The sequence below is a fragment of the Pantoea sp. K16 genome (genome assembly GCF_048452805.1).
Taxonomy (GTDB): domain Bacteria; phylum Pseudomonadota; class Gammaproteobacteria; order Enterobacterales; family Enterobacteriaceae; genus Pantoea; species Pantoea agglomerans.
The window spans coordinates 45,544-65,572 of record NZ_JBLWNV010000005.1; the positions used below are offsets into that span (position 1 = coordinate 45,544).

Annotated in this window: 22 protein-coding genes and 1 other RNA gene; 15 read left to right on the forward strand and 8 right to left on the reverse strand. The window is 56.7% G+C overall.

Going from position 1 to position 20,029, the window contains the following annotated elements:
* The first annotated feature begins 296 nt into the window (after positions 1 to 296).
* Positions 297 to 1,037: an oligogalacturonate-specific porin KdgM family protein gene (locus ACK13D_RS07860; protein WP_010256466.1), complete on the forward strand. Its 741-nt coding sequence runs from the start codon at positions 297 to 299 to the stop codon at positions 1,035 to 1,037.
* A 40-nt stretch (positions 1,038 to 1,077) separates the two neighbouring features.
* Here ACK13D_RS07860 and yjgA read toward each other — a convergent pair whose 3' ends face one another.
* On the reverse strand, positions 1,078 to 1,623 hold the full coding sequence (gene yjgA, locus ACK13D_RS07865; RefSeq protein WP_010256467.1) for a ribosome biogenesis factor YjgA: 546 nt from the start codon (positions 1,621 to 1,623) through the stop codon (positions 1,078 to 1,080).
* Positions 1,624 to 1,738: 115 nt separating this feature from the next.
* On the opposite strand from yjgA, the gene pmbA reads away from it, so the two are divergent.
* The 11 genes from pmbA to ACK13D_RS07920 all read left to right on the forward strand — a co-directional run bounded on the left by pmbA (position 1,739) and on the right by ACK13D_RS07920 (position 11,435).
* On the forward strand, positions 1,739 to 3,079 hold the full coding sequence (gene pmbA / locus ACK13D_RS07870; protein WP_010256470.1) for a metalloprotease PmbA: 1,341 nt from the start codon (positions 1,739 to 1,741) through the stop codon (positions 3,077 to 3,079).
* Positions 3,080 to 3,141: 62 nt separating this feature from the next.
* Positions 3,142 to 3,528, forward strand: coding sequence for a cytochrome b562 (cybC, locus tag ACK13D_RS07875; protein ID WP_010256473.1), 387 nt, complete (start codon positions 3,142 to 3,144; stop codon positions 3,526 to 3,528).
* Positions 3,529 to 3,823: 295 nt separating this feature from the next.
* A complete protein-coding gene (locus ACK13D_RS07880) occupies positions 3,824 to 4,171 on the forward strand; it encodes a glycine dehydrogenase (protein ID WP_418796085.1) in 348 nt (115 codons plus the stop codon).
* Position 4,172: 1 nt separating this feature from the next.
* Entirely contained in the window at positions 4,173 to 4,529 is a 357-nt protein-coding gene (locus ACK13D_RS07885; protein ID WP_010256477.1) for an SFCGS family glycine-rich protein, read from the forward strand.
* Between the two features lie 2 nt (positions 4,530 to 4,531).
* Complete coding sequence (locus ACK13D_RS07890) at positions 4,532 to 4,831, forward strand: DUF4312 family protein (protein WP_010256479.1); 300 nt, start codon at positions 4,532 to 4,534, stop codon at positions 4,829 to 4,831.
* Positions 4,832 to 4,959: 128 nt separating this feature from the next.
* Positions 4,960 to 5,736, forward strand: coding sequence for a DUF4311 domain-containing protein (locus tag ACK13D_RS07895; RefSeq protein WP_010256480.1), 777 nt, complete (start codon positions 4,960 to 4,962; stop codon positions 5,734 to 5,736).
* 11 nt (positions 5,737 to 5,747) lie between these two features.
* On the forward strand, positions 5,748 to 6,389 hold the full coding sequence (locus tag ACK13D_RS07900; protein WP_010256482.1) for a DUF4310 family protein: 642 nt from the start codon (positions 5,748 to 5,750) through the stop codon (positions 6,387 to 6,389).
* A gap of 43 nt (positions 6,390 to 6,432) precedes the next feature.
* A complete protein-coding gene (locus ACK13D_RS07905) occupies positions 6,433 to 7,563 on the forward strand; it encodes an amidohydrolase/deacetylase family metallohydrolase (protein ID WP_418796088.1) in 1,131 nt (376 codons plus the stop codon).
* Positions 7,547 to 8,668 (forward strand): DgaE family pyridoxal phosphate-dependent ammonia lyase, encoded by a 1,122-nt coding sequence (locus tag ACK13D_RS07910; protein ID WP_033769812.1) that lies wholly within the window; start codon positions 7,547 to 7,549, stop codon positions 8,666 to 8,668. Before ACK13D_RS07905 ends, ACK13D_RS07910 begins: the two co-directional genes overlap by 17 nt.
* Positions 8,665 to 9,405, forward strand: coding sequence for a 2-dehydro-3-deoxy-phosphogluconate aldolase (dagF, locus tag ACK13D_RS07915; protein WP_033780645.1), 741 nt, complete (start codon positions 8,665 to 8,667; stop codon positions 9,403 to 9,405). Before ACK13D_RS07910 ends, dagF begins: the two co-directional genes overlap by 4 nt.
* Positions 9,406 to 9,512: 107 nt before the next feature.
* Entirely contained in the window at positions 9,513 to 11,435 is a 1,923-nt protein-coding gene (locus ACK13D_RS07920; RefSeq protein WP_031594357.1) for a BglG family transcription antiterminator, read from the forward strand.
* Between the two features lie 9 nt (positions 11,436 to 11,444).
* On the opposite strand, the gene ACK13D_RS07925 is transcribed toward ACK13D_RS07920, so the two are convergent.
* Positions 11,445 to 12,344 (reverse strand): LysR family transcriptional regulator, encoded by a 900-nt coding sequence (locus ACK13D_RS07925; protein WP_010256496.1) that lies wholly within the window; start codon positions 12,342 to 12,344, stop codon positions 11,445 to 11,447.
* A 129-nt stretch (positions 12,345 to 12,473) separates the two neighbouring features.
* On the opposite strand from ACK13D_RS07925, the gene ACK13D_RS07930 reads away from it, so the two are divergent.
* Positions 12,474 to 13,178, forward strand: coding sequence for a pirin family protein (locus ACK13D_RS07930; protein ID WP_060681136.1), 705 nt, complete (start codon positions 12,474 to 12,476; stop codon positions 13,176 to 13,178).
* Positions 13,179 to 13,230: 52 nt separating this feature from the next.
* Here ACK13D_RS07930 and dolP read toward each other — a convergent pair whose 3' ends face one another.
* The 4 genes from dolP to ACK13D_RS07950 are packed head-to-tail and all read right to left on the reverse strand — an operon-like array spanning position 13,231 to position 16,797.
* Positions 13,231 to 13,803, reverse strand: coding sequence for a division/outer membrane stress-associated lipid-binding lipoprotein (gene dolP / locus ACK13D_RS07935; protein WP_010256504.1), 573 nt, complete (start codon positions 13,801 to 13,803; stop codon positions 13,231 to 13,233).
* Positions 13,804 to 13,817: 14 nt separating this feature from the next.
* The gene (gene diaA / locus ACK13D_RS07940; protein ID WP_010256507.1) at positions 13,818 to 14,405 is read right to left on the reverse strand and encodes a DnaA initiator-associating protein DiaA; all 588 of its coding nucleotides are present in this window, start codon (positions 14,403 to 14,405) and stop codon (positions 13,818 to 13,820) included.
* Between the two features lie 14 nt (positions 14,406 to 14,419).
* On the reverse strand, positions 14,420 to 14,815 hold the full coding sequence (locus ACK13D_RS07945; protein ID WP_010699787.1) for a YraN family protein: 396 nt from the start codon (positions 14,813 to 14,815) through the stop codon (positions 14,420 to 14,422).
* Positions 14,773 to 16,797: a penicillin-binding protein activator gene (locus tag ACK13D_RS07950; RefSeq protein ID WP_045139594.1), complete on the reverse strand. Its 2,025-nt coding sequence runs from the start codon at positions 16,795 to 16,797 to the stop codon at positions 14,773 to 14,775. The genes ACK13D_RS07945 and ACK13D_RS07950 overlap by 43 nt, the downstream gene beginning before the upstream one ends.
* A 62-nt stretch (positions 16,798 to 16,859) precedes the next feature.
* Between ACK13D_RS07950 and rsmI the strand changes: the two genes are divergently transcribed.
* Positions 16,860 to 17,726 (forward strand): 16S rRNA (cytidine(1402)-2'-O)-methyltransferase, encoded by an 867-nt coding sequence (gene rsmI, locus ACK13D_RS07955; RefSeq protein WP_010256516.1) that lies wholly within the window; start codon positions 16,860 to 16,862, stop codon positions 17,724 to 17,726.
* Positions 17,727 to 17,759: 33 nt separating this feature from the next.
* Positions 17,760 to 18,138: RNase P RNA component class A (gene rnpB / locus ACK13D_RS07960), an RNA gene on the forward strand.
* Positions 18,139 to 18,432: 294 nt separating this feature from the next.
* On the opposite strand, the gene ACK13D_RS07965 is transcribed toward rnpB, so the two are convergent.
* Together ACK13D_RS07965 and ACK13D_RS07970 are read right to left on the reverse strand one after the other, a co-directional pair.
* A complete protein-coding gene (locus tag ACK13D_RS07965; RefSeq protein WP_418796091.1) occupies positions 18,433 to 19,407 on the reverse strand; it encodes a glutathione S-transferase family protein in 975 nt (324 codons plus the stop codon).
* A gap of 76 nt (positions 19,408 to 19,483) precedes the next feature.
* The gene (locus ACK13D_RS07970; protein WP_010256522.1) at positions 19,484 to 19,897 is read right to left on the reverse strand and encodes a DoxX family protein; all 414 of its coding nucleotides are present in this window, start codon (positions 19,895 to 19,897) and stop codon (positions 19,484 to 19,486) included.
* Positions 19,898 to 20,029 lie beyond the last annotated feature (132 nt).

Sequence of the window (20,029 nt, forward strand, 5' to 3'; positions counted from 1 at the left end):
TTCCCTCAATAAATCCCGCATATTTTTGAATTCGATCTGCTCACTCTTCCTGCCGTTGCCATATTTTTCTTATTAGTGTCTGAAACAGAAAGGCCGCTCTCGCCGGTTATTTCTAGCATCATCCCTGTAGTGACTGAGGGATAATAATTAACGCGTTAAAGTTAAAGGAATAAATAACAGGTTCTCTTTATGCGCGATCTTATATTGATGAGGGTTTTAAATATAAGTTAACTCTGGGTTAAACGAATGAGTTCGGATAATTCATTGCTCTGATTACCACTAATAAGGATGTTCATATGGGAAATAATAATTCATTGTCGTTTTTGCTGGGCGCCGCGTTGTTATGCAGTTCTGCTGCGGCGCTGGCCACGGCCACCGTTGATTACCGGCATGAGTACCGCCTTCGCGACCGCACGCACTACGACAAGCTGGGTCTGAGCACCACGCTGCCGGACAATATGTTTCTCGGGGTCGAAACCAAATTCAAAACCGGCGGCGCCGATCCAAAAGACAAATATTATAACGACACCGTGTTAAACGTAGTGGAGGTGACCTTTCTGAAGTCGTATTACTGGGGAAACTGGACAGTGTCGCCTTTTATTCAGCCAGAATTTAACTCCTCGCGCACTGAATGGAAATTTGGTGTGGCACCCTGGTATAAATTTAATGATCGCTGGTCTCTCGGTGGCCTTTATCGTCTTGAGCTGACCGATTATGCGCATGACGATCAATGCCGCACCGGCGGTATTGATTATTGCGATACTGACCGGCATCGCACTGCCAACCGTTTTGATCTCTATCTGCGAAATAAAAGCGATCGGCTGACCACCACCTATAAGCTGGTGTATAAACACGCGGATGCGAAACTCTTTGCCAATAAACATGACGATTACGAACAGGAGTTACAGTTCGATTATGCGCTTGGCAACGATCGCGTCTGGGTGCCTTACGTCACCTTTGGTGATATCGGACGTTCTGCGACATCGAGCGAACGCCAGCTGCGGCTGCGCACCGGTATTCTCTATATCTATCGATGAATGCGCTGCCGGGAGGCGGGCGAGGCTGCCCGCCATGGCGTTACTTCGCTTCGGCCAGTTCGCGCAGATACTGGAAAATCTGACGGGCAGACTTCGGCGGCTTGCTGCCCGCTTTCTCTTTCTGCGCGTTACGGATCATGCTGCGTAACTGCTGACGATCGGCATCGGGATAAAGCGCAATCACGTCGCCCATCGCTTCATCACCCTGTTCAATCAGACGATCGCGCAGCATTTCCAGTTTATGGAACAGCGCAACCTGCTGGTTATGGCGATTATTGAGCTTATCCAGCGCAACGCGGATCGGCTCCACATCAATACTGCGCAGCAGTTTACCGATCAGCTGCAGCTGACGACGGCGACCCTCTTTCTTGATGCGCTGTGCCAGTTCCACTTCAGTACGCAGGCGCTCATCCAGCGGGATTTTATCCAGCGAGTTTTTACCCAGATCAACCAGTTCGGCACCCAGGCGCTTTAACTCTTCTGCATCGCGTTTAATTTCACTCTTACTGACCCAGATAATCTCTTCATCTTCTTCTTCGTCATTATCTGGCACATCGTCGAGCCACTCATCGGGCTGTTTGGTCATTTCCGGGCTCCCAAAAAAAAGAGGCTAATCCTACCAGTTTATCGGGTGACTGCGAAATTGTTCTCTGACTCTGATAGACTCAAATCATTCACACATAAGATTAGACGGCAGGTCGATGAACGTATCTACTCAGGTTGCAGAACAGCGAAAAGTACTGGAGCAGGCCATTGCGCAGGCACTTGAACTGGCTAAAGCAAGCACTGACAGCGCGGAAGTGGCAGTCAGTAAAACCACCGGCATCGGGGTCAGCACCCGCTATGGCGAAGTGGAAAACGTCGAATTCAACAGCGACGGTGCGCTGGGCATCACCGTCTATCATCAGAATCGTAAAGGCAGCGCCTCATCGACCGACCTCAGCCCGGACGCGATCAAACGCACCGTGCAGGCGGCGATTGATATTGCGCGCTATACCTCGCCCGATCCCTTCGCCGGTCCGGCCGACGCAGAGCTGCTGGCCTATGATGCGCCAGACCTGGATCTCTACCATCCGTGGGAGATTGATGCTGACCGCGCCATTGAACTGGCTGCGCAGGCGGAACAGGCATCACTGCGCGCCGACAAGCGTATTACTAACACTGAAGGTGGCAGCTTCAACAGCCACGTCGGCATCAAAGTCTTTGGCAACAGCCACGGTATGTTACAGAGCTACTGCTCAAGCCGTCACTCGCTCTCCAGCAGCGTGATTGCCGAGCAGGATGGCAACATGGAGCGCGACTACGCCTACACCATTGGGCGCGCGTTTGAAGATTTGAAGAGCCCGGAGTGGGTCGGTGCAGAGTGCGCGCGCCGCACGCTCTCTCGTCTGGCACCGCGTAAACTTCCGACCATGAAAGCCCCGGTGATTTTCGCCTCTGAAGTGGCAACCGGCTTATTTGGTCATCTGGTTGGCGCGATCAGCGGCGGCAACGTTTACCGTAAATCGACCTTCCTGCTGGATTCTATGGGTCAGCAGATCCTGCCGGAGTGGCTCACCATCAATGAACAGCCGCATCTGCTGAAAGGGCTCGCCTCCACGCCATTCGACAGCGAAGGGGTGCGTACCCAGGCGCGCGACATCATCAAAGATGGCGTGCTGCAGACCTGGCTGTTAACCAGCTACTCAGCCCGCAAACTGGGCCTGACCAGCACCGGTCACGCTGGCGGCATTCATAACTGGCGCATTGCGGGCCAGGGCCACAGCTTTGACGACCTGCTGAAGCAGATGGGCACCGGGTTAGTGGTGACCGAACTGATGGGACAGGGCGTCAGCGCCATTACCGGTGATTACTCACGCGGTGCGGCCGGGTTCTGGGTCGAGAATGGCGTTATTCAGTACCCGGTCAGCGAAGTGACTATCGCCGGAAATCTCAAAGAGATGTGGCGCAATATGGTGACCATCGGTGACGATATTGAAACCCGCAGCAATATCCAGTGCGGTTCAGTGTTACTGCCTGAGATGAAGATAGCGGGACAATAAAGATGGATTCCTGAAGCAGCCGGTTGGCTGCTTTTTTTCATCACAATAAAAAGGAAGTAATGATGCGTAAGCATGTGATTGCAATGTTGTCGGCTTCTCTGTTGTTCTCCAGCGTCAGTCTCTATGCGGCGGATCTGGAGCAGGATATGGATACACTGAATGCGAACCTGAAAATCGTCAAAAAAAGTGACAATGCCCAGGAGATGCAGCAGGCGTTAACCAAAATGCGTGCCGCAGCGCAGGATGCGCGACAGGGCACGCCGGATAAGCTGGAAGGCCAGCCGGCTGACAGCCCACAGGTGAAAGATTTCCATGCCGGTATCGACTCACTGATCGCGCAGATCGATGTGGTCAGCGCGCTGGCGAAAGCCAACAATGTGGACGGGGCGAAACGCGAAGCAGCGAAGTTCGACGACATCCGCAATACCAACCATAAGAAATTCCGTTAATCAGATCGCCGGCCAGCCAGGCCGGCGGTTTTTTACCATCACTTCTGCTTATTACCGCACCCTGAACCCCCGCGCGTCCGGCTTGTCGCCGCACAACATCACCGCTTTTCTCGGTTAAATCCATCAAATTACGCATTCTGCGACGCGTGTCGCACTAAGCATGCAGCCTGCGATCTGACGCACAACCTTCACTTCAATTTCCACTTGCTGCTGGAAATGTTGCCTCTCCACAGCCGGGGCGATGACCGCTAATTTGTTTTTAACGCGAATTATCCGGTTTAACAGGAGTAGCAAGGTGAGTAATAACGGCGTCCCGGTGTATGAAGCGGCACCTGAGAAAGTGCAACAGCTGGCTGACAGCGTGATGACGCAGATTGCTGCGATCTATCAGCAGCATGGTATTCAGCCCAATGCGGTTCAGCAGCAGATGCTGCAATCACATGTCGGTGCCATGGCGTCACGCTCGCTGAGCGGTGAGCCGCTGCCGGAAGTGGAAGCGGAGCTGTTTGAGGATATTCCGCCGGAAACGTTAGCGCTGGCGCAGCAGGTCGTCGATCTGTTTGGCAATCTGCCCCGCGAAGAGGCCTGGCTGCTGTCAGTGCATATTGAAGTCGCGCGATCAAACAACCAGAGAGGAACATAAGATGGTAACAGTAGTGATTGGTGATCGTTTAGGTAAAGGACAGAAAGTGGCGGCGGGCATCGAAAAAGCGGGTGGCCGTGCCGTCGTGGTGCCAGGTGTCGCTGCTGACATGAAACTGGGTGACGTGATGAAGGCGGAAAACGCCGATTTCGGCATCTCGTTCTGCGGCAGCGGCGGCGCCGGTGCTATCACCGCTCAGAACAAATATGGCTACAAAGCAAAACATGGCATGCGTTCTGTCGACGAAGGCGTCACCGCCATTAATGAAGGTGCCACGGTGCTGGGCTTCGGCTTTATGGATAAAGAAGAGTTAGGCGAACGGCTGGTGCAGGCCTGGAACAAGAAGCACGGCAGCTGATTATGAAAGAACAATACGTTACCCAGGTGACGGTCGAGGGCAAAGGCGACACCAAAGCAAAAGCCTTTGCCGATGCCCTGAGTCGTGTGCAGAACCAGGTTCTGCGCGCGACGCAAAAAATTCTGCTGCGCATTGAACCTCAGGATGTCCGGGTGCTGCGCGCGCAGGAGAGCGTCAAAACCGAGAAGTTTCTCTTCTTCTTTCTGGCGCGCCAACGGCGGAGCTTCAGCGTCACGCTGGAGATCACCGTCAGCGTCACCGTTTTCGACACCGAACAGGTGGCGTTCACGGCGGCATCGTAAAACAGAGCCTGTTAACGCCAGCCAGCCGTTTGCCCGATGCTCTGCTGTCGCGACATCGCGATGATCAGGCATGGGCGATGCGGCGGCGTGCGATAGGGCAGGTAAAAACGACAACAAGGTACAACAACATGTTTTTAATCATTTTGTTTAAGTCGTTGATCATTGGCGGGCTGGTAGGGGTCGGCGTCGGTGCGGGTGCGGCGCGCATGTTCCACGCGCCAACCACTCAGGGCATGGGCGCTTTCCGTACGCTGGGCGAACTGAACTCGTGCGAGGGCGATCCGGCATCCCACTTCTCCTTTGGTCTTGGCTTCTTTTTCAATGCCTGGGCATCGTCGGTTGCAGCCGGTTCATTCACTCAGGATGTGGATCATCGCATCATTCCAAACTGGGGTGCGGCCGCCTTGATGGTGAAGAATCGTAATGTGGCGGAGACGCTGCACGATCCGAAAAAAATGGCCATCGCCTGCGGCATCATCGGCATGATCGTGGTCGCCTTCCTCAACTCCACCGCCTCGGCTGTTCCGGCTGCGCTGCAGGTCACGGCAGTCAAAGTGCTGGTGCCCGCCGCTAACCTGCTGGTGAACACCGTCATGCCGGTGATCTTCTGGCTGGCGGCGATCGACGCGGGCAGAAAGTCAGGTTTCTGGGCCACCATTTTTGGCGGTCTGGCGCAGCTGATCATGGGCAACGCCGTGCCGGGACTGGTGCTGGGTATCCTGATCGGTAAAGGCGTGGAAGAGAGCGGCTGGAACCGGGTCACCAAAGTCATGATGACCGCCATCGTGCTGCTGTTTGTGCTGAGCGGCTTCTTCCGTGGTTTCGATATGAAGCTGCTGCAGTCCTTCCAGCTCGGCATTCCCGGCTGGCTCGACATGATCCATAACTCAGTCAGCGGCAAATAAGAGGCGATGCGATGAACGAAAATAAAGGCTTCTGGTACGCCGACTGGTCTTTCCCGATCTTTGTTGGCCTGCTCTCTTCTGGCGTCTTTGCCGGGACACACATGTATTACCTCTATGGCATCGGCGCGTTCAATGAAGTGGCGTTTGTGTCGATGCTGCGCGCAGGCATGGAGACCGGCGTCTACGGCGCGGTCGCCGCCTTTGGTGCCAGCTTCCTGTTCGCCCGTATCATCGAAGGCTCGCTGGTGGGCATTCTGGATATCGGCGGGGCGATTCAGACCGGCGTCGGACTGGGCGTTCCGGCACTACTGCTGGGGGCGGGCATTGTCTTCCCGGTGGCGAACTTCGCTGCCTCGCTGGCGACGGGCCTGGTAATTGGTGTGGCGATTGGCTACCTGATTATTCTGGCGCGTAAATTCACCATCAATCAGAGCGACTCAACTTACGGCGCAGACGTGATGATGGGTGCGGGTAATGCCTCGGGGCGCTTTCTGGGGCCGCTGATCATCCTGTCAGCCATGGCGGCATCTATTCCGATTGGCCTGGGTTCGCTGCTGGGCGCGCTGCTCTTCTATCTCTGGAACAAGCCCATTACCGGCGGCGCTATCCTCGGCGCGATGATCCTCGGGGCACTGTTTCCGATTGCTCTCTGATCTCACCGGCAGCCCGGCAGCGGGCTGCCGTTAAGGAGAAACCATGTACGACTTGATTATTCGCGGTGCGCGTCTCAGCGATGAGCAGGTGGTCGACATTGCCTTGCAGGATGGCCGCATCGCCGCCATAGGCAAGGTGCAGGGCAACGCAGAGCGCGAGCGCGATCTGGCTGGCCGTTACTACCTCAGCGCAGGCTGGATCGACTCCCACGTTCACTGCTATCCCAAATCACCGATTTATCATGATGAAGCGGATGCGATTGGTGTTGCGCATGGCGTCACCACGGTTGTCGATGCGGGCAGCACCGGCGCAGAGCACATTGATGACTTTTACCGGCTGACACGCGCGGCACAGACCCAGGTTTATGCGCTGATCAATATCGCCCGCACCGGCATCGTCACCCAGAATGAGCTGGCTGACATGACGCAGATAGATGGCGAGGCGGTGCAGCAGGCGGTGGCGCGGCTGCCCGATTTTATTGTCGGCCTCAAGGCGCGCATCAGCAGCAGCGTGGTGGGCGAGAATGGTGTGCAGCCGCTGATTAAAGCGAAGGCGATCCAGCAGGAAACCGGCGGGCTGCCGCTGATGGTTCACATTGGCAATAATCCGCCCAATCTCGACCAGATTGCGGATCTGCTCACCACGGGTGACATCATCACGCACTGCTTTAACGGCAAACCCAACCGTATCCTGACGCCGCAGGGCGAACTCAAAGCGGCCGTAAAACAGGCTATCGCGCGTGGCGTCAAACTCGATGTCGGCCACGGCAGTGCCAGCTTCAGCTTTGAAGTCGCCCGCGCGGCGATTGCGCAGGGCATTCTGCCCGACACCATCAGCTCTGACATCTACTGCCGCAATCGTCTGGCCGGACCGGTTCACAACCTGGCGCATGTGATGTCGAAATTTTTCAGTGTCGGTATGACGCTGCCGCAGGTGATTGACTGCGTAACGCTCAATGCGGCGGCAGGACTGCGCCTGCAGCGCAAAGGCCAGCTGAAAGTCGGCTACGATGCCGATCTGACTGTGTTTAGCGTCAAAGAGGAAACCCGGCCATTCATCGATTCAGAAGGTGAACAGGTCGCAGGTGAGAAGCATCTGGTCCCGCTGGCGGCCGTCGTTGCTGGTACGTGGATCGCGACTGAAGAAGGAATAGCGCATGACCTCGGTATATGAAAAGTATGGCCTGAAGCCGGTGATTAACGCCTCTGGCCGTATGACGATCCTCGGCGTCTCTACGCCGTCGAGTGAGGTGATCGATACGGTGAAATATGGCCTCGATCACTACTTCGAAATGAAAGATCTGGTGGATAAGACCGGTGCTTATATCGCCGGTCTGCTGAAGGTGGAGAACGCGCTGGTGGTCTCCTGCGCCTCGGCCGGTATCGCCCAGAGCGTGGCGGCGGTGATTGTGAAAGACAACGACTGGCTGGTGGATAACCTGCATGCCGCGCCGCTGACCGTCCCGCATCAGATTGTGGTGCCGAAAGGGCACAACGTGAACTATGGCGCACCGGTCGGCAGCATGGTGGCACTGGGTGGCGGGCAACTGGTGGAAGCGGGTTACAGCAACGAGTGCTCACCCGCCCAGCTGGCGGCGGCGATCACCCCACAGACCGCGGCGATCCTCTATGTAAAATCGCACCACTGTGTGCAGAAGAGCCATCTCGATGTGGCGCAGGCCGCAGCCGTTGCGCGCCAGCATGGCGTCCCGCTGATCGTCGATGCGGCGGCGGAAGAGGATCTGCAATGCTACTACCAGGCGGGGGCAGATCTGGTGATCTACAGCGGAGCAAAAGCGATTGAAGGGCCGACCAGCGGACTGGTAATTGGCCGACACCACTACGTTGAGTGGGTCAAGCGCCAGACCAACGGCATTGGCCGCGCGATGAAAGTGGGCAAAGAGGGGATCCTGGGGCTGACCCAGGCGATTGAAAACTATCTGACGCAGCCAAAAATCAGCGGCGCGCAGATGGTAGAAAAAATGACGCCGTTCATTGAACAGCTCAACAGTCTGAATGGCGTGACGGCCCGGGTAGTGTGGGATGCCGCCGGACGCGACATCGCCCGGGCTGAGATCAAGTTTGACGAAGCCGCGATCCAGCAGCGCACCGGCGATCTGGTACAGGCGCTGAAAAACGGCGATGTGGCGATCTACTTCCGTGGCTACAAAGCCAACGAAGGGATCATTGAGGCGGACGTGCGCAGCGTCAGCGCCGATCAACTGCACACTATTTTCACCCGCATTCAGGCACTGTTAAACGGAGAGAAAAACGCATGACGCTGACACCCAATTTCTATCAGGATCGTCTCTGCCTTAACGTACTGGCGGGATCGAAAGAGAATGCGCGCGCCATCTGGCAGGCGGCAGAAGGGCATGTGCTGGTCGGCGTGCTGTCGAAAAACTACGCCAGCAATGAAGCCGCTATCGCCGATATGCGCGAGTATGCCGCGCTGATCGATAATGCGCTCTCGATTGGTCTGGGTGCGGGCGATCCCAACCAGTCACAGATGGTGAGTGAGATCTCGGCAGTGCTGCAACCGCAGCATGTGAATCAGGTCTTTACCGGCGTCGCCACCAGCCGTGCGCTGCTGGGGCAGTCGCAGACGATAGTGAACGGTCTGATCTCGCCCACCGGCACGCCAGGTCTGGTGAAAATCTCCACCGGACCGCGCAGCTCAAAACAGCGTGACGGGATCGTGCCCGTCGAAACGGCGATCGCGATGCTGCAGGATATGGGCGGCAGCTCGGTAAAATATTTCCCGATGGGCGGTCTGCAGGCGGTGGATGAGTATCGCGCTGTGGCGGAAGCCTGTGCAAAACAGGATTTCTGGCTGGAGCCAACCGGCGGCATCGATCTGGAAAATTTCGGTGAGATCGTGCGCATTGCGCTGGAGTCGGGCGTCAGCAAAGTGATCCCGCACGTCTACAGTTCGATCATCGACAAAGCCAGCGGAGAGACCCGCGTTGAAGATGTGAAGCAGTTGCTGGCCATCTGTAAAACGCTGCTGGCTTAGAGATCAACACGATCTGCCTGCAACAGGCAGATCGCGCAACATGGACGTTGCGAGACGATCTCCGTAGGCTGATGTTCCCTATTTCTGTCTGCAAACAGGTAACGCTTGTGAGATTTCCCAATCAGCGCCTTGCGCAACTGTTCGATGCCATGCAAAACGAAACGCTGCCTCAGGATGAGCTGGCGCGGCGTTTCGCCGTCTCGACACGCACCGTGCGTACCGATATCACGGCGCTGAATGCGCTGCTGGCAGAACATGGCGCGCAGTTTGTCCTCAATCGCGGCGCGGGCTATCAGCTGAAGATTGAGGATGCTCAGCGCTTTCAGCATCTGCAACAGCATACCGCGTCGCCGCTGCGGGTACCGCGCACCTCGCCGGATCGGGTTCGCTACCTGCTGACCCGCTTTCTTACCGCCGCTTATTCCCTGAAACTTGAAGAGCTGGCAGAGGAGTGGTTTGTCAGCCGCGCGACCCTGCAGAATGATATGGCGGAGGTGCGCGAATGGCTGGGGCGCTATCACCTCACCATTGAGAGCAAGCCACATTACGGCATGAAGCTGTTTGGCAGCGAAGTGGCAATTCGTACCTGCCTGACCGACCTGTTATGGCAAATTGATCAGGCGCAGCCCGAGAGCCCGCTGCTCACTATCGAAGCGCTGAACAGCGGCATGCTGGAGACGCTGCGCCCGCTGCTGCAAAGCTGTTTTGCTCAGCACAACATTCGGCTCAGCGATGAGGGTGAACGCTATCTGCGGCTTTACTGCGCCGTGGCGGTGCGGCGCATCAGTGAAGGCTATCCGCTTAACGATCCGGGTGCAGAGGAGATTGGTGATGAGGTGCGTGAAGCGGCCCATCACCTGATTAATCTGATGCGCCCGCTGGTCAGCAAACCGATTTCACCGGCGGAAGAGAACTGGCTGCGGGTCAATATCGCCGCGCGACGCATTCAGGCGATTGCTCCCAGCGCCATCAATGCTGATGACGCCGACGCGCTGGTGGATTATCTGCTCAGCTTTATCAACACGCATTACAACTTCAATCTGCAAAACGATCAGCAGCTGCGTGCTGACCTGCTCACCCACATCAAAACCATGATTACGCGGGTGCGCTATCAGATTCATATTCCCAACCCGCTGCTCAGCAACATCAAACAGCACTATCCCATGGCCTATGATGTCACCTTAGCGGCGGTGACCAGCTGGGGGAAATATACCCCTTACGTCATCACCGAGAATGAGATTGGCTTTCTGGTATTGCATATCGGTGTCGGGCTGGAGCGCCACTATGACGTCGGTTATCAGCGTCATCCGCAGGTGCTGCTGGTCTGCGACAGCGGTAACTCTACGCTGCGAATGATTGAGGCGATGCTGCTGCGCAAATATCCGCAGTTGCAGGTCACGGCCCGCCTGTCTCAGCGCGAGTATGAGGCGCGCAGCCGCATCGACGAAGATTTTGTTATCTCTACCATCCGGCTCAGCGAAAAAGAGAAGCCGGTGGTGGTGATGTCGCCGTTTCCCACCGGTTTTCAGCTGGAACAGATTGGCAAGCTGGTGCTGGTGGACCGTACCCGGCCCTATATGCTGGCGAAATTTTTTGATGCTCAGCACTTTCATATCGTCGACAGGCCGATGACCCAGTCTGAACTGTTTCGCCAGCTGTGCGATCAACTGGAGGCGGAGGGATTTGTGGATGCGGCGTTCTATCCGTCGGTTGAAGAGCGCGAAGCGATTGTCAGCACCATGCTCGGCGAAGGCATTGCGCTGCCGCACTCGCTGGGGCTGCTGGCAAAGAAAACCGTGGTTTATACCGTGCTGGCGCCGCACGGCATCGCCTGGGGAGACGATACCGCCTATGTCATTTTCCTGCTGGCGATCAGCAAAAGTGAATATGAAGAGGCGATGGCGATATACGATCTGTTTGTGACGTTCCTGCGTGAAAGGGCGATGACCCGCCTGCGGGACAGCACCGATTTCACCCGCTTCAGGGCAGTGGCGATGGATTGCCTGAGCCGCTCCTGGCCCTCGCCCTGAATCGGCGCTTTAGTTTTTCTTCGCCAGCAGGCGCGGGATCTCACGCAGGCACCAGGATTTGGCTTCGCCCATGCTGTCACGCCGCCACGCCATAATAATATCGACCTCGCGGGTATATTCCGGACTCACCACCCGCAGACGGCCTTCCGCAATATCCTGCTCCACCAGCGAATAGGGCATGGTCGCCACGCCCAGGCCAGCCAGCAGCGCACGGCGCTTATCGTCCATGCTGCTCACGGTCAGGCGCTGCTGCTTATCCAGTAACTGCACGGTCAGCACCGGACGCTCACGCGCGGTATCTGCGACCGCAATGCCACGGTATTTCACCCGCGTCACTTCAGACTGAGGTTCAGGCTCGTTATGAATCGGATGGTCGGCACTGGCGACGTAGACGCTCATCATGGTGTAGAGCTTGCGCGTATTGATCTCGGTGGAGGCGCGGAAGTGCATATCGGGGGCGATCACGATATCGGCCCGGCCCTGTTCCAGCCGTTCCCACGCGCCCGCCAGCACTTCCGTCACCAGCGAAAATTGTGTGTTGGCCTTGTCGGCCAGCCGCGTCACCAGCGGAAACAGCGCATCAACAGGTACCAGTGCTTCGGTGACGATGGTCAGATGGGTTTCCCAGCCACGTGCCAGCGCTTCAGCATCGGTGGTGAGCTTATCGGCTGCTTCCAGCAGCACCCGGCCACGCTCCAGCAGCATGCGTCCCACGTTGGTAAATTTGGTACGGTGACCGGAACGGTCAAACAGCACCACATCCAGCTCCTCTTCCAGCTTTTGCATGGTGTAGCTGAGGGCGGAAGGAACGCGCCCCAGTTCATCCGCCGCCGCGGCAAAACTGCCACGCCGATCAATCGCATCCATAACGCGTAAAGATTCAAGGGTTAACGCACGCTCTTTAGCCATCCCGGTTCTCTGTCAGGAAATTTGAACATGCCCGGCAGATTAACTGGCTAACAATCCGGCGTCCAGACTTTTACCATGGGAGCATATAGTCCGTGGCCGATCCTCGTCACCGGATGCTGGAGGTAAACAATGATAACGACACGCAGTGCGTCCGCATGTGGTCAGGCCGATTTCGGCTGGTTACAGGCGCGCTACAGTTTCTCTTTTGGCCACTATTTTGATCCCAAACTGATGGGGTACGCGTCGCTGCGCGTACTGAACCAGGAAGTGCTGGCGCCGGGTGCCGCTTTTCAGCCGCGCACCTATCCACAGGTTGATGTCCTGAACATCGTGCTGCAGGGTGAAGCTGAATACCGCGACAGCGAAGGCAACACGATCAGCGTGCGGGAAGGGGAGGCGCTGCTGCTCTCTGCCCAGCCGGGTGTGAGTTACACCGAAATGAACCTGAGCAAAGATCGACCGCTGACACGCATGCAGCTCTGGCTGGCCGCCTGTCCGGAGCGCGAAAATCCGCGGATGCAGAAAATTGCCCTGACGGATGGCCGGTTGTCCCAGCTGATCGCCTCGCCGGATGGCATGGACGACAGTCTGCAACTGCGTCAGCAGGTGTGGATTCATCAGGTCGAGCTGGCACCAGGCGAAAAGCATTCGCTGCAGTTACAGGGGCCGCGAGCCTATCTGCAGTCGATTCACGGTTCGCTGGAAGCGATGTCCGGCACGGATCATCAGGAGAAGCTGGGCTGTGGCGATGGTGCCTTTTTGCAGGAAGAGAAGCTGTTGCAACTGACGGCGAAAACCGCGACCCGCGCACTGGTCATCGACATTCCCGTCTGAACATCGGGCAATAAAAAAGGCGGCTAGGGCCGCCTTTTTTGCGTTTTGCGTATTACTTCAGCATGGTGAAGGCCGTGGTGACGTGCTTCACGCCACTGACGCGGCTGGCGACATCAGCCGCTGCCTGCGCTTCCTGCGGTGTCACCAGACCCAGCAGGAACACTTCGCCATTCTCCGTCGTCACCTTCACGTTGGAGGATTTCACCTGATCGCTGCCCAGCAGCTGCGAGCGGATTTTGGTGGTAATCCAGGTGTCTGACGATGTGGTGCCCAGCGTCACTTTCTGGCCGATACGGATCTCGTTATAGACCTCGGTTGCGCCATCAACGCCCATGGTGATCTGTTTGGCTCGACCGGCGATCTCCTGCGAAGGCGCCTGACCGGTCAGCAACACTTTGCCCTGATAGGCCGTGGCGATAATGCGGGCATCGGTTTTAATCTGCTGATCTTTAGCCAGCGCGTTAGTCACGCGTAGCTCCAGCGTGCTGTCATCAACCTGCGTACCTACCGAGCGTGGATCGGTGGCCGTTTTGGTGGCAACCGCTGCGCCGCCCGCCACAACCGCAACGCAGCCCTGCAGCAGCATGGCGGTTAACAGAATAGCTATAGCATTCAATGCTTTCATTCGTGCTCCTTCGGTCATTCCTGATGGGGAAAGAGAGTGTTATCGATCAGATCGCATAAGCAATTAACGGTGAGCATATGCATCTCCTGAATACGGGCGCTGCGGTGCGACGGAATGCGGATCTCCACATCCTGCGGACCCAGCAGTCCGGCGAGCTCTCCGCCATCATACCCGGTAAGCGCAACGATAGTCATATCGCGTGTTACCGCCGCTTCCACGGCCTTAACGATGTCACGAGTGTTGCCACGGGTTGAGATAGCCAGTAACACATCGCCTGCGTGTCCCAGAGCGCGCACCTGCTTGGCATAGATTTCATCGTGCAGGCGGTCATTACCAATCGCGGTCAGCATCACGTTGTCGGCGCTCAACGCCAGCGCCGGTAAGCTTGGGCGTTCGGTCTCGAAACGGTTGATCATGCTGGCGGCGAAGTGCTGTGCATTGGCGGATGAGGCACCGTTGCCACAGCTCAGGATTTTATTGCCATTCAGTAACGACTGCACCAGCGTCATAGCGGCGCGGGAGATGGCATCGGGCAACGCTTCGGCTGCGGCAATCTGAGTTTGAATACTTTCGGTAAAACACGCTTTAATTCTGTCCTGCACACGACCACCTGGTTCTAAACGTCTGCATTAAAGGCATTCGGCAGCCACTCGAGCGCCGTGCCGGTAATGGCGATGATGTCGAAACGGCAATTCACTGTTTCAAAACTGCCGCCGCGTTGCGCCAGCCAGAGAGCGGCAGCGCGCAGCAGCTTTTGTTGTTTATTCCGGGTTACGCTGGCGAGCGCGCCACCATAACGCGCATCGCGTCGGTAGCGAACTTCAACAAACACCCAACAGTGCCCGTCACGCATTATCAGGTCAAGTTCACCATTGCGAAAGTGAACATTACTGGCGACCCATATCAGGCCAGCCTGCTCCAGATAGCGCCGGGCATCTTCTTCATACCTGGCGCCAGTCTGACGCCGATTTAGTTGGCCGGTGCGATTTCGCCCCGACGATACTGGTTCCATGTCAACTTCCTGTTGATCACACAATCCGTGTCGGCGCTGAGCTTGCCGGTATTGCCGTCCAGCGTAAAGCCAGGTGACTGACGCATCTGGTTAAAGTGATTCGCCAGCGTCCAGGCATCCATTCCCATGGCATAGAGGCGCACCAGCGAATAGTCATTATTGAATGACTTTGATGTCTGCTGCATCAGGCCAGGATTGCTGCCGGAGAGCAGCGGAATATCGCTGAACTGCAGGCCATCCATTTCCAGACGGAAGTCCGGGCCGGCACCGGCTTGCGCGCTGCGCGAACTGGCGTAGAGCGAGATATTGCTGCGACTGCCGGTGCGCATGGTGATCATCGGTTTGATCAGCTGCAGTTCGTCCTGCGTTGAGACGATGTAGACCGCATCGACACCGCCGCCGCTGCTGGTGCTGACCACATCTGGCGTGTTCTGCTGCGGTGCCGGGATAGTCAGGCCCGCAATCGTAACACCCTGCGGCTCGGCAGGTGCAGCGTTCACTGGCGTACCGGATAAACTGATGCCCGCGCCGCTGTTAATGCCCTGTTTCAGCTCTGAGGTCGAACCAAAGCGCTGCTGCATCACGGTGCTGCCACCCAGCGTCTGCCACTCCTGAGCAAAGGCATTGGTGACGCGATCGCCCAGTCCACTACGCGGAACCAGCAACAGCGGCTGGCGTTTGCCCTGATCCCAGATATGGTGCGCCGCATCGCGCGCTTCGTCTTCAGGAGAAAGCGCAAAGTAGCAAATATTCGGATGGTTCTGGATCTTTTCCGGCTCGTTGAGCGCCAGCACATTCAGTGGCGTCTGGCTGTTGGCGACCTTCTCAACGTTGCTCTTAAGCAGCGGGCCGACCACGATGGTGGCACCATCCTGCTGTGCCTGCTGCATCACCTGTTCAATCGGCTGGCTGCTGGTGTCATAGACCTTGATCTGTGCGTTGCTGGCCGGTTCCGCGGCAGCAGGCTGTGATTGAGGCTGTGGCGTCGCGTCGGCAGGCTGTTGCTGCTGCGGCGCGCTGATTGGATCGGTGGAAGAACCAGCAGCGGCAGCGGGTTGGGTGCTGGCGGTTGCATCAGCAGCGGCGGGCTGAGCTGCCGCAGGCTGAGCGACCGGCGCGGAGATGCCATTCTTCGCGTCGTTAAAGCCTTTCTGAATCGCGTTGGCGAACACCTGCGCCTGGCCATTCAGCGGCAGCAGCAGCGCGATGATGCTGGTTGAAGCTTTGGTGTAGTTCTGCATCTGGCTCAGCTGCGTCGGCAGCGTTTTGGCCGCCGGGTTCTGCGGATAGCGGGTCTGCCAGTCTTTGATGCCTGACTTGAGCATCTCAGCATCCTGCGTGTTGGCGCGCCAGACCGCGAGCAGATCCAGCCAGCCCTGCAGCACATTTTCATCGGCATTGATGACCAGGTTGCTGACTTCCTGCGGCGACATCTGGGTCAGTGTCTGCCAGGTGGCGTCGATATTGCCCTGATGATCGGTGCCTTTCAGCAGCGGCTCCTGGGCAATATAGTTGCGCAGCAGCGAGAGTGAAGGGCGACCCTGTGCGCTGGCGATCTGCAGGCTGTAATAACGCGCCAGCTGATCCTGCGACAGTGCGCCGGTTTTCACTGCCGCTAACAGCGGTTCGGCGTCTTTGATCTTCTGCTGTGCAATCAGCAATTGCGCTTTCAGCAGCAGGGATTCCTGTTGCTGCGTCTCAGAGAGCTGCTGCGGCAACTGGCTCAGTTGCTGAGTCGCCTCAGGATACTTTCCTTCCTTCAACAGGGCGCGGATTGCAAGTAATTGCCAGTCGGTCTTGCTATCATCGCTGCTTTGCTGCGCTTGCTGCAGATAGTAAGCGGAGCTGGCTGTGACGGGCCCCTGAATATTGACGGTTGAGGTTTGCGGCCCCTGACCGCTACATGCGGCTAAAATCAGCCCAGCAAGAATGACAGGCAGAAAGCGTCCTGCTTTATGACGAACGACTTTTGAAGGAAGCATACTGTATCCAGTGATGTTTTTTTCAAGATGCTCAATATTAAATCGGCAATTCGGATGAAACAATGAAACAACTCGATCGGGCAGAGATTTCTGCCAGCACGCTCTACATCGTTCCAACCCCGATTGGTAATTTGGGTGATATCACCCAGCGGGCGCTGACGGTGCTTTCGAGCGTCGATCTGGTCGCTGCGGAAGATACACGTCATACCGGACTGTTGCTACAACATTTCGCCATCAATGCGCGACTCTTCTCACTTCATGACCACAACGAGCAGCACAAGGCTGAACTGCTGCTGACGAAGCTGCAGGAGGGTCAAAGCATAGCCTTAGTTTCTGATGCTGGCACGCCGCTGATCAACGATCCGGGCTACCATCTGGTGCGTCGCTGCCGTGAAGCGGGCATTCGTGTGGTGCCGCTGCCGGGCGCCTGTGCTGCCATTGCTGCGTTAAGTGCTGCAGGGCTGCCATCCGATCGTTTCTGTTACGAAGGGTTTCTGCCCGCCAAAACCAAAGGCCGTTGCGACGCCCTGCGGGCGCTGGTGCAGGAGCCGCGCACGCTGATTTTCTATGAGTCGACCCACCGTCTGATCGACAGCCTGCAGGATATGGTGAGTGAGCTGGGTGCCGAACGCTACGTGGTGCTGGCGCGCGAGCTGACCAAAACCTGGGAGTCGATCTACGGTGCACCGGTCGGCGAGCTGCTGGCGTGGGTAAAAGAAGATGAGAATCGTCGCAAAGGCGAGATGGTGCTGATTGTCGAAGGGTACAAGACCGATGATGAAGATGCGTTACCGGCCGATGCGCTGCGTACGCTGGCGCTGCTGCAAAAAGAGCTGCCGTTGAAACGCGCGGCTGCGCTGACCGCTGAGATCCACAGCGTGAAGAAAAATGCGCTTTATAAGTATGCGCTGGAGCAGCAAGAGGCGTGACAAACGCCGGCGAATGTCCTATTATCCCGCGCCGAAGCTGACCAGACAGTCGCCGCTTTGTCGTCGTCCTCACTTGTGGGGAGACGGGCAGAGGGGAGGAAAGTCCGGGCTCCATAGGGCAGGGTGCCAGGTAACGCCTGGGAGGCGCAAGCCTACGACCAGTGCAACAGAGAGCAAACCGCCGATGGCCCAGAAATGGGATCAGGTAAGGGTGAAAGGGTGCGGTAAGAGCGCACCGCGCGACTGGCAACAGTTCGTGGCACGGTAAACTCCACCCGGAGCAAGGCCAAATAGGGGTTCATAAGGTACGGCCCGTACTGAACCCGGGTAGGCTGCTTGAGCCAGTGAGCGATTGCTGGCCTAGATGAATGACTGTCCACGACAGAACCCGGCTTAACGGTCAGCTTCGACTTTTTATCAAAAACCCCGCTTCGGCGGGGTTTTTGCTTTGTGACGCGCGGTGACAGGATGAATGACTGCCCACGACGCTTATTCCTGAAAGAGTGCGGTTAATGATTGGCTGGGAGATCGCGCCTGCGCAGGAAACAGGGTCAGATCGGAAAGTCGCAAAATCCGTCATCCCTGACATGCTCGGCCCGCGCCATCCCTGGCGCGGAACGCTTTCCTCTTCTGACCCTGTTCCCTTCGCGTTTAGATTGTCATTGCGGTCAGATTGTATCTGCTCCCTGCGCGATATGCAGGCAGCTTAACCGCGGCCGTGCGGTTCATCCCAGTCAAACGCCGGGCCCAGCGAAATGACGCCATTCGGGTTGATGGTCTTATGGCTGCAATAGTAGTGATGACGAATATGCGGCAGATTAACCGTCTCTGCGATACCAGGCATCTGATAGATATCACGCAGGAAACCACTCAGGTTTCTGTAGTCACTGATGCGATGGCGATCGCATTTAAAGTGGGTCACATAGACCGGATCAAATCGCACCAGTGTGGTCCACAACCGCAGATCCGCTTCGGTCAATTGATCGCCAGTAAGATAGCGATGCTGGCCTAAAATCTGCTCCAGCCGCGACAGCGAATGGAACAGCGCAGTGACTGCCTCCTCGTAAGCGGACTGAGAAGTGGCAAAGCCTGCTTTGTAAACGCCGTTGTTCACGGTGTCGTAGATCCAGCTATTCAGTTCATCAATCTTTTCGTGCAGAGCAACAGGATAATAATCCCCGGCACGGGCACCGACAGCATCAAACGCACTGTTGAACATGCGGATGATATCGGCAGACTCATTGCTGACGATGGTGTTCTGCTGCTTGTCCCACAATACCGGCACGGTTACGCGGCCACTGTATTGCGGATCGGCGTGCAGATAGAGCTGATAGAGGAACTCATTCTGGTAGAGCTTATCGCCGGTCGCATCCTGAAAATTATCATCGAACGTCCAGCCATTCTCCAGCATCAGCGGATGCACTACGGAGACATCGATCATGCTATCAAGGCCCTTCAGCTGACGCATCAGCAGCGTGCGGTGCGCCCAGGGGCAGGCCAGCGAGACATAAAGATGATAGCGGTCGCGTTCGGCGACAAATCCCGCTTTACCCACCGGGCCAGCACTGCCATCCGCGGTAACCCAGTTGCGGAAAGCCGACTCTGAACGCTTGAAGCGTCCGCCGGTAGATTTGGTGTCGTACCAGGTGTCATGCCAGACACCGTCAATTAACTGTCCCATAATGGCTCCAATGCAAACAGGGCGGGGAAATGTCCCCGCCCTGCTAAGTATATGTGGCATTACGCTTTATGTGAGATTAGCGCGCAATCGCTGGCTGTGTTTTTCTTTTGCTGATCAGGCGATCAATGCTGTATGCACCAGGACCCACCAGACCTAACACCAGGAAACCACCGGCGATAGAGAGGTTCTTCATGAACATCAGCTGGTTCACGCCTTCGGCAAAGTTACTGTGGAACAGAAACGCGGTCAGGATGGTGAAGCCTGCAGTAAACAGGGCAGTAAAGCGGGTCAGGAAACCAAACAGGATAGCCAGACCGCCGCCAAACTCCAGCAGGATAACCAGTGGCAGCATAAAGCCCGGAACGCCCATTGCTTCCATATATTGCTGAGTGCCTGCATAACCGGTGATTTTGCCCCAGCCAGCCGTAATGAACAGGATTGGCATCAGGATGCGAGCCAGTAACAAACCAACGTCTTCGAATTTTTTCATCATTTACTCCAGCGCTATCAGGGATGCAGGGCAAGCTGCCCGCAAGGTTTATGCCCGCTGAAAGCAGTATTGCGTTCATTGGGTTGATAGCTGGAGATGATAGTCGCGGAGTGGAAAGGTTGTAAGCGAGAT

Excerpts from the sequence above, each read along its gene's own strand:
- ACK13D_RS07860 (WP_010256466.1), top strand. The coding sequence starts at position 297 with ATGGGAAATAATAATTCATTGTCGTTTTTGCTGGGCGCCGCGTTGTTA.
- yjgA (WP_010256467.1), bottom strand. The coding sequence starts at position 1,623 with ATGACCAAACAGCCCGATGAGTGGCTCGACGATGTGCCAGATAATGAC.
- pmbA (WP_010256470.1), top strand. The coding sequence starts at position 1,739 with ATGAACGTATCTACTCAGGTTGCAGAACAGCGAAAAGTACTGGAGCAG.
- cybC (WP_010256473.1), top strand. The coding sequence starts at position 3,142 with ATGCGTAAGCATGTGATTGCAATGTTGTCGGCTTCTCTGTTGTTCTCC.
- ACK13D_RS07885 (WP_010256477.1), top strand. The coding sequence starts at position 4,173 with ATGGTAACAGTAGTGATTGGTGATCGTTTAGGTAAAGGACAGAAAGTG.
- ACK13D_RS07890 (WP_010256479.1), top strand. The coding sequence starts at position 4,532 with ATGAAAGAACAATACGTTACCCAGGTGACGGTCGAGGGCAAAGGCGAC.
- ACK13D_RS07895 (WP_010256480.1), top strand. The coding sequence starts at position 4,960 with ATGTTTTTAATCATTTTGTTTAAGTCGTTGATCATTGGCGGGCTGGTA.
- ACK13D_RS07900 (WP_010256482.1), top strand. The coding sequence starts at position 5,748 with ATGAACGAAAATAAAGGCTTCTGGTACGCCGACTGGTCTTTCCCGATC.
- ACK13D_RS07905 (WP_418796088.1), top strand. The coding sequence starts at position 6,433 with ATGTACGACTTGATTATTCGCGGTGCGCGTCTCAGCGATGAGCAGGTG.
- ACK13D_RS07910 (WP_033769812.1), top strand. The coding sequence starts at position 7,547 with ATGACCTCGGTATATGAAAAGTATGGCCTGAAGCCGGTGATTAACGCC.
- dagF (WP_033780645.1), top strand. The coding sequence starts at position 8,665 with ATGACGCTGACACCCAATTTCTATCAGGATCGTCTCTGCCTTAACGTA.
- ACK13D_RS07925 (WP_010256496.1), bottom strand. The coding sequence starts at position 12,344 with ATGGCTAAAGAGCGTGCGTTAACCCTTGAATCTTTACGCGTTATGGAT.
- ACK13D_RS07930 (WP_060681136.1), top strand. The coding sequence starts at position 12,474 with ATGATAACGACACGCAGTGCGTCCGCATGTGGTCAGGCCGATTTCGGC.
- dolP (WP_010256504.1), bottom strand. The coding sequence starts at position 13,803 with ATGAAAGCATTGAATGCTATAGCTATTCTGTTAACCGCCATGCTGCTG.
- ACK13D_RS07945 (WP_010699787.1), bottom strand. The coding sequence starts at position 14,815 with ATGGAACCAGTATCGTCGGGGCGAAATCGCACCGGCCAACTAAATCGG.
- ACK13D_RS07950 (WP_045139594.1), bottom strand. The coding sequence starts at position 16,797 with ATGCTTCCTTCAAAAGTCGTTCGTCATAAAGCAGGACGCTTTCTGCCT.
- rsmI (WP_010256516.1), top strand. The coding sequence starts at position 16,860 with ATGAAACAACTCGATCGGGCAGAGATTTCTGCCAGCACGCTCTACATC.
- ACK13D_RS07965 (WP_418796091.1), bottom strand. The coding sequence starts at position 19,407 with ATGGGACAGTTAATTGACGGTGTCTGGCATGACACCTGGTACGACACC.
- ACK13D_RS07970 (WP_010256522.1), bottom strand. The coding sequence starts at position 19,897 with ATGAAAAAATTCGAAGACGTTGGTTTGTTACTGGCTCGCATCCTGATG.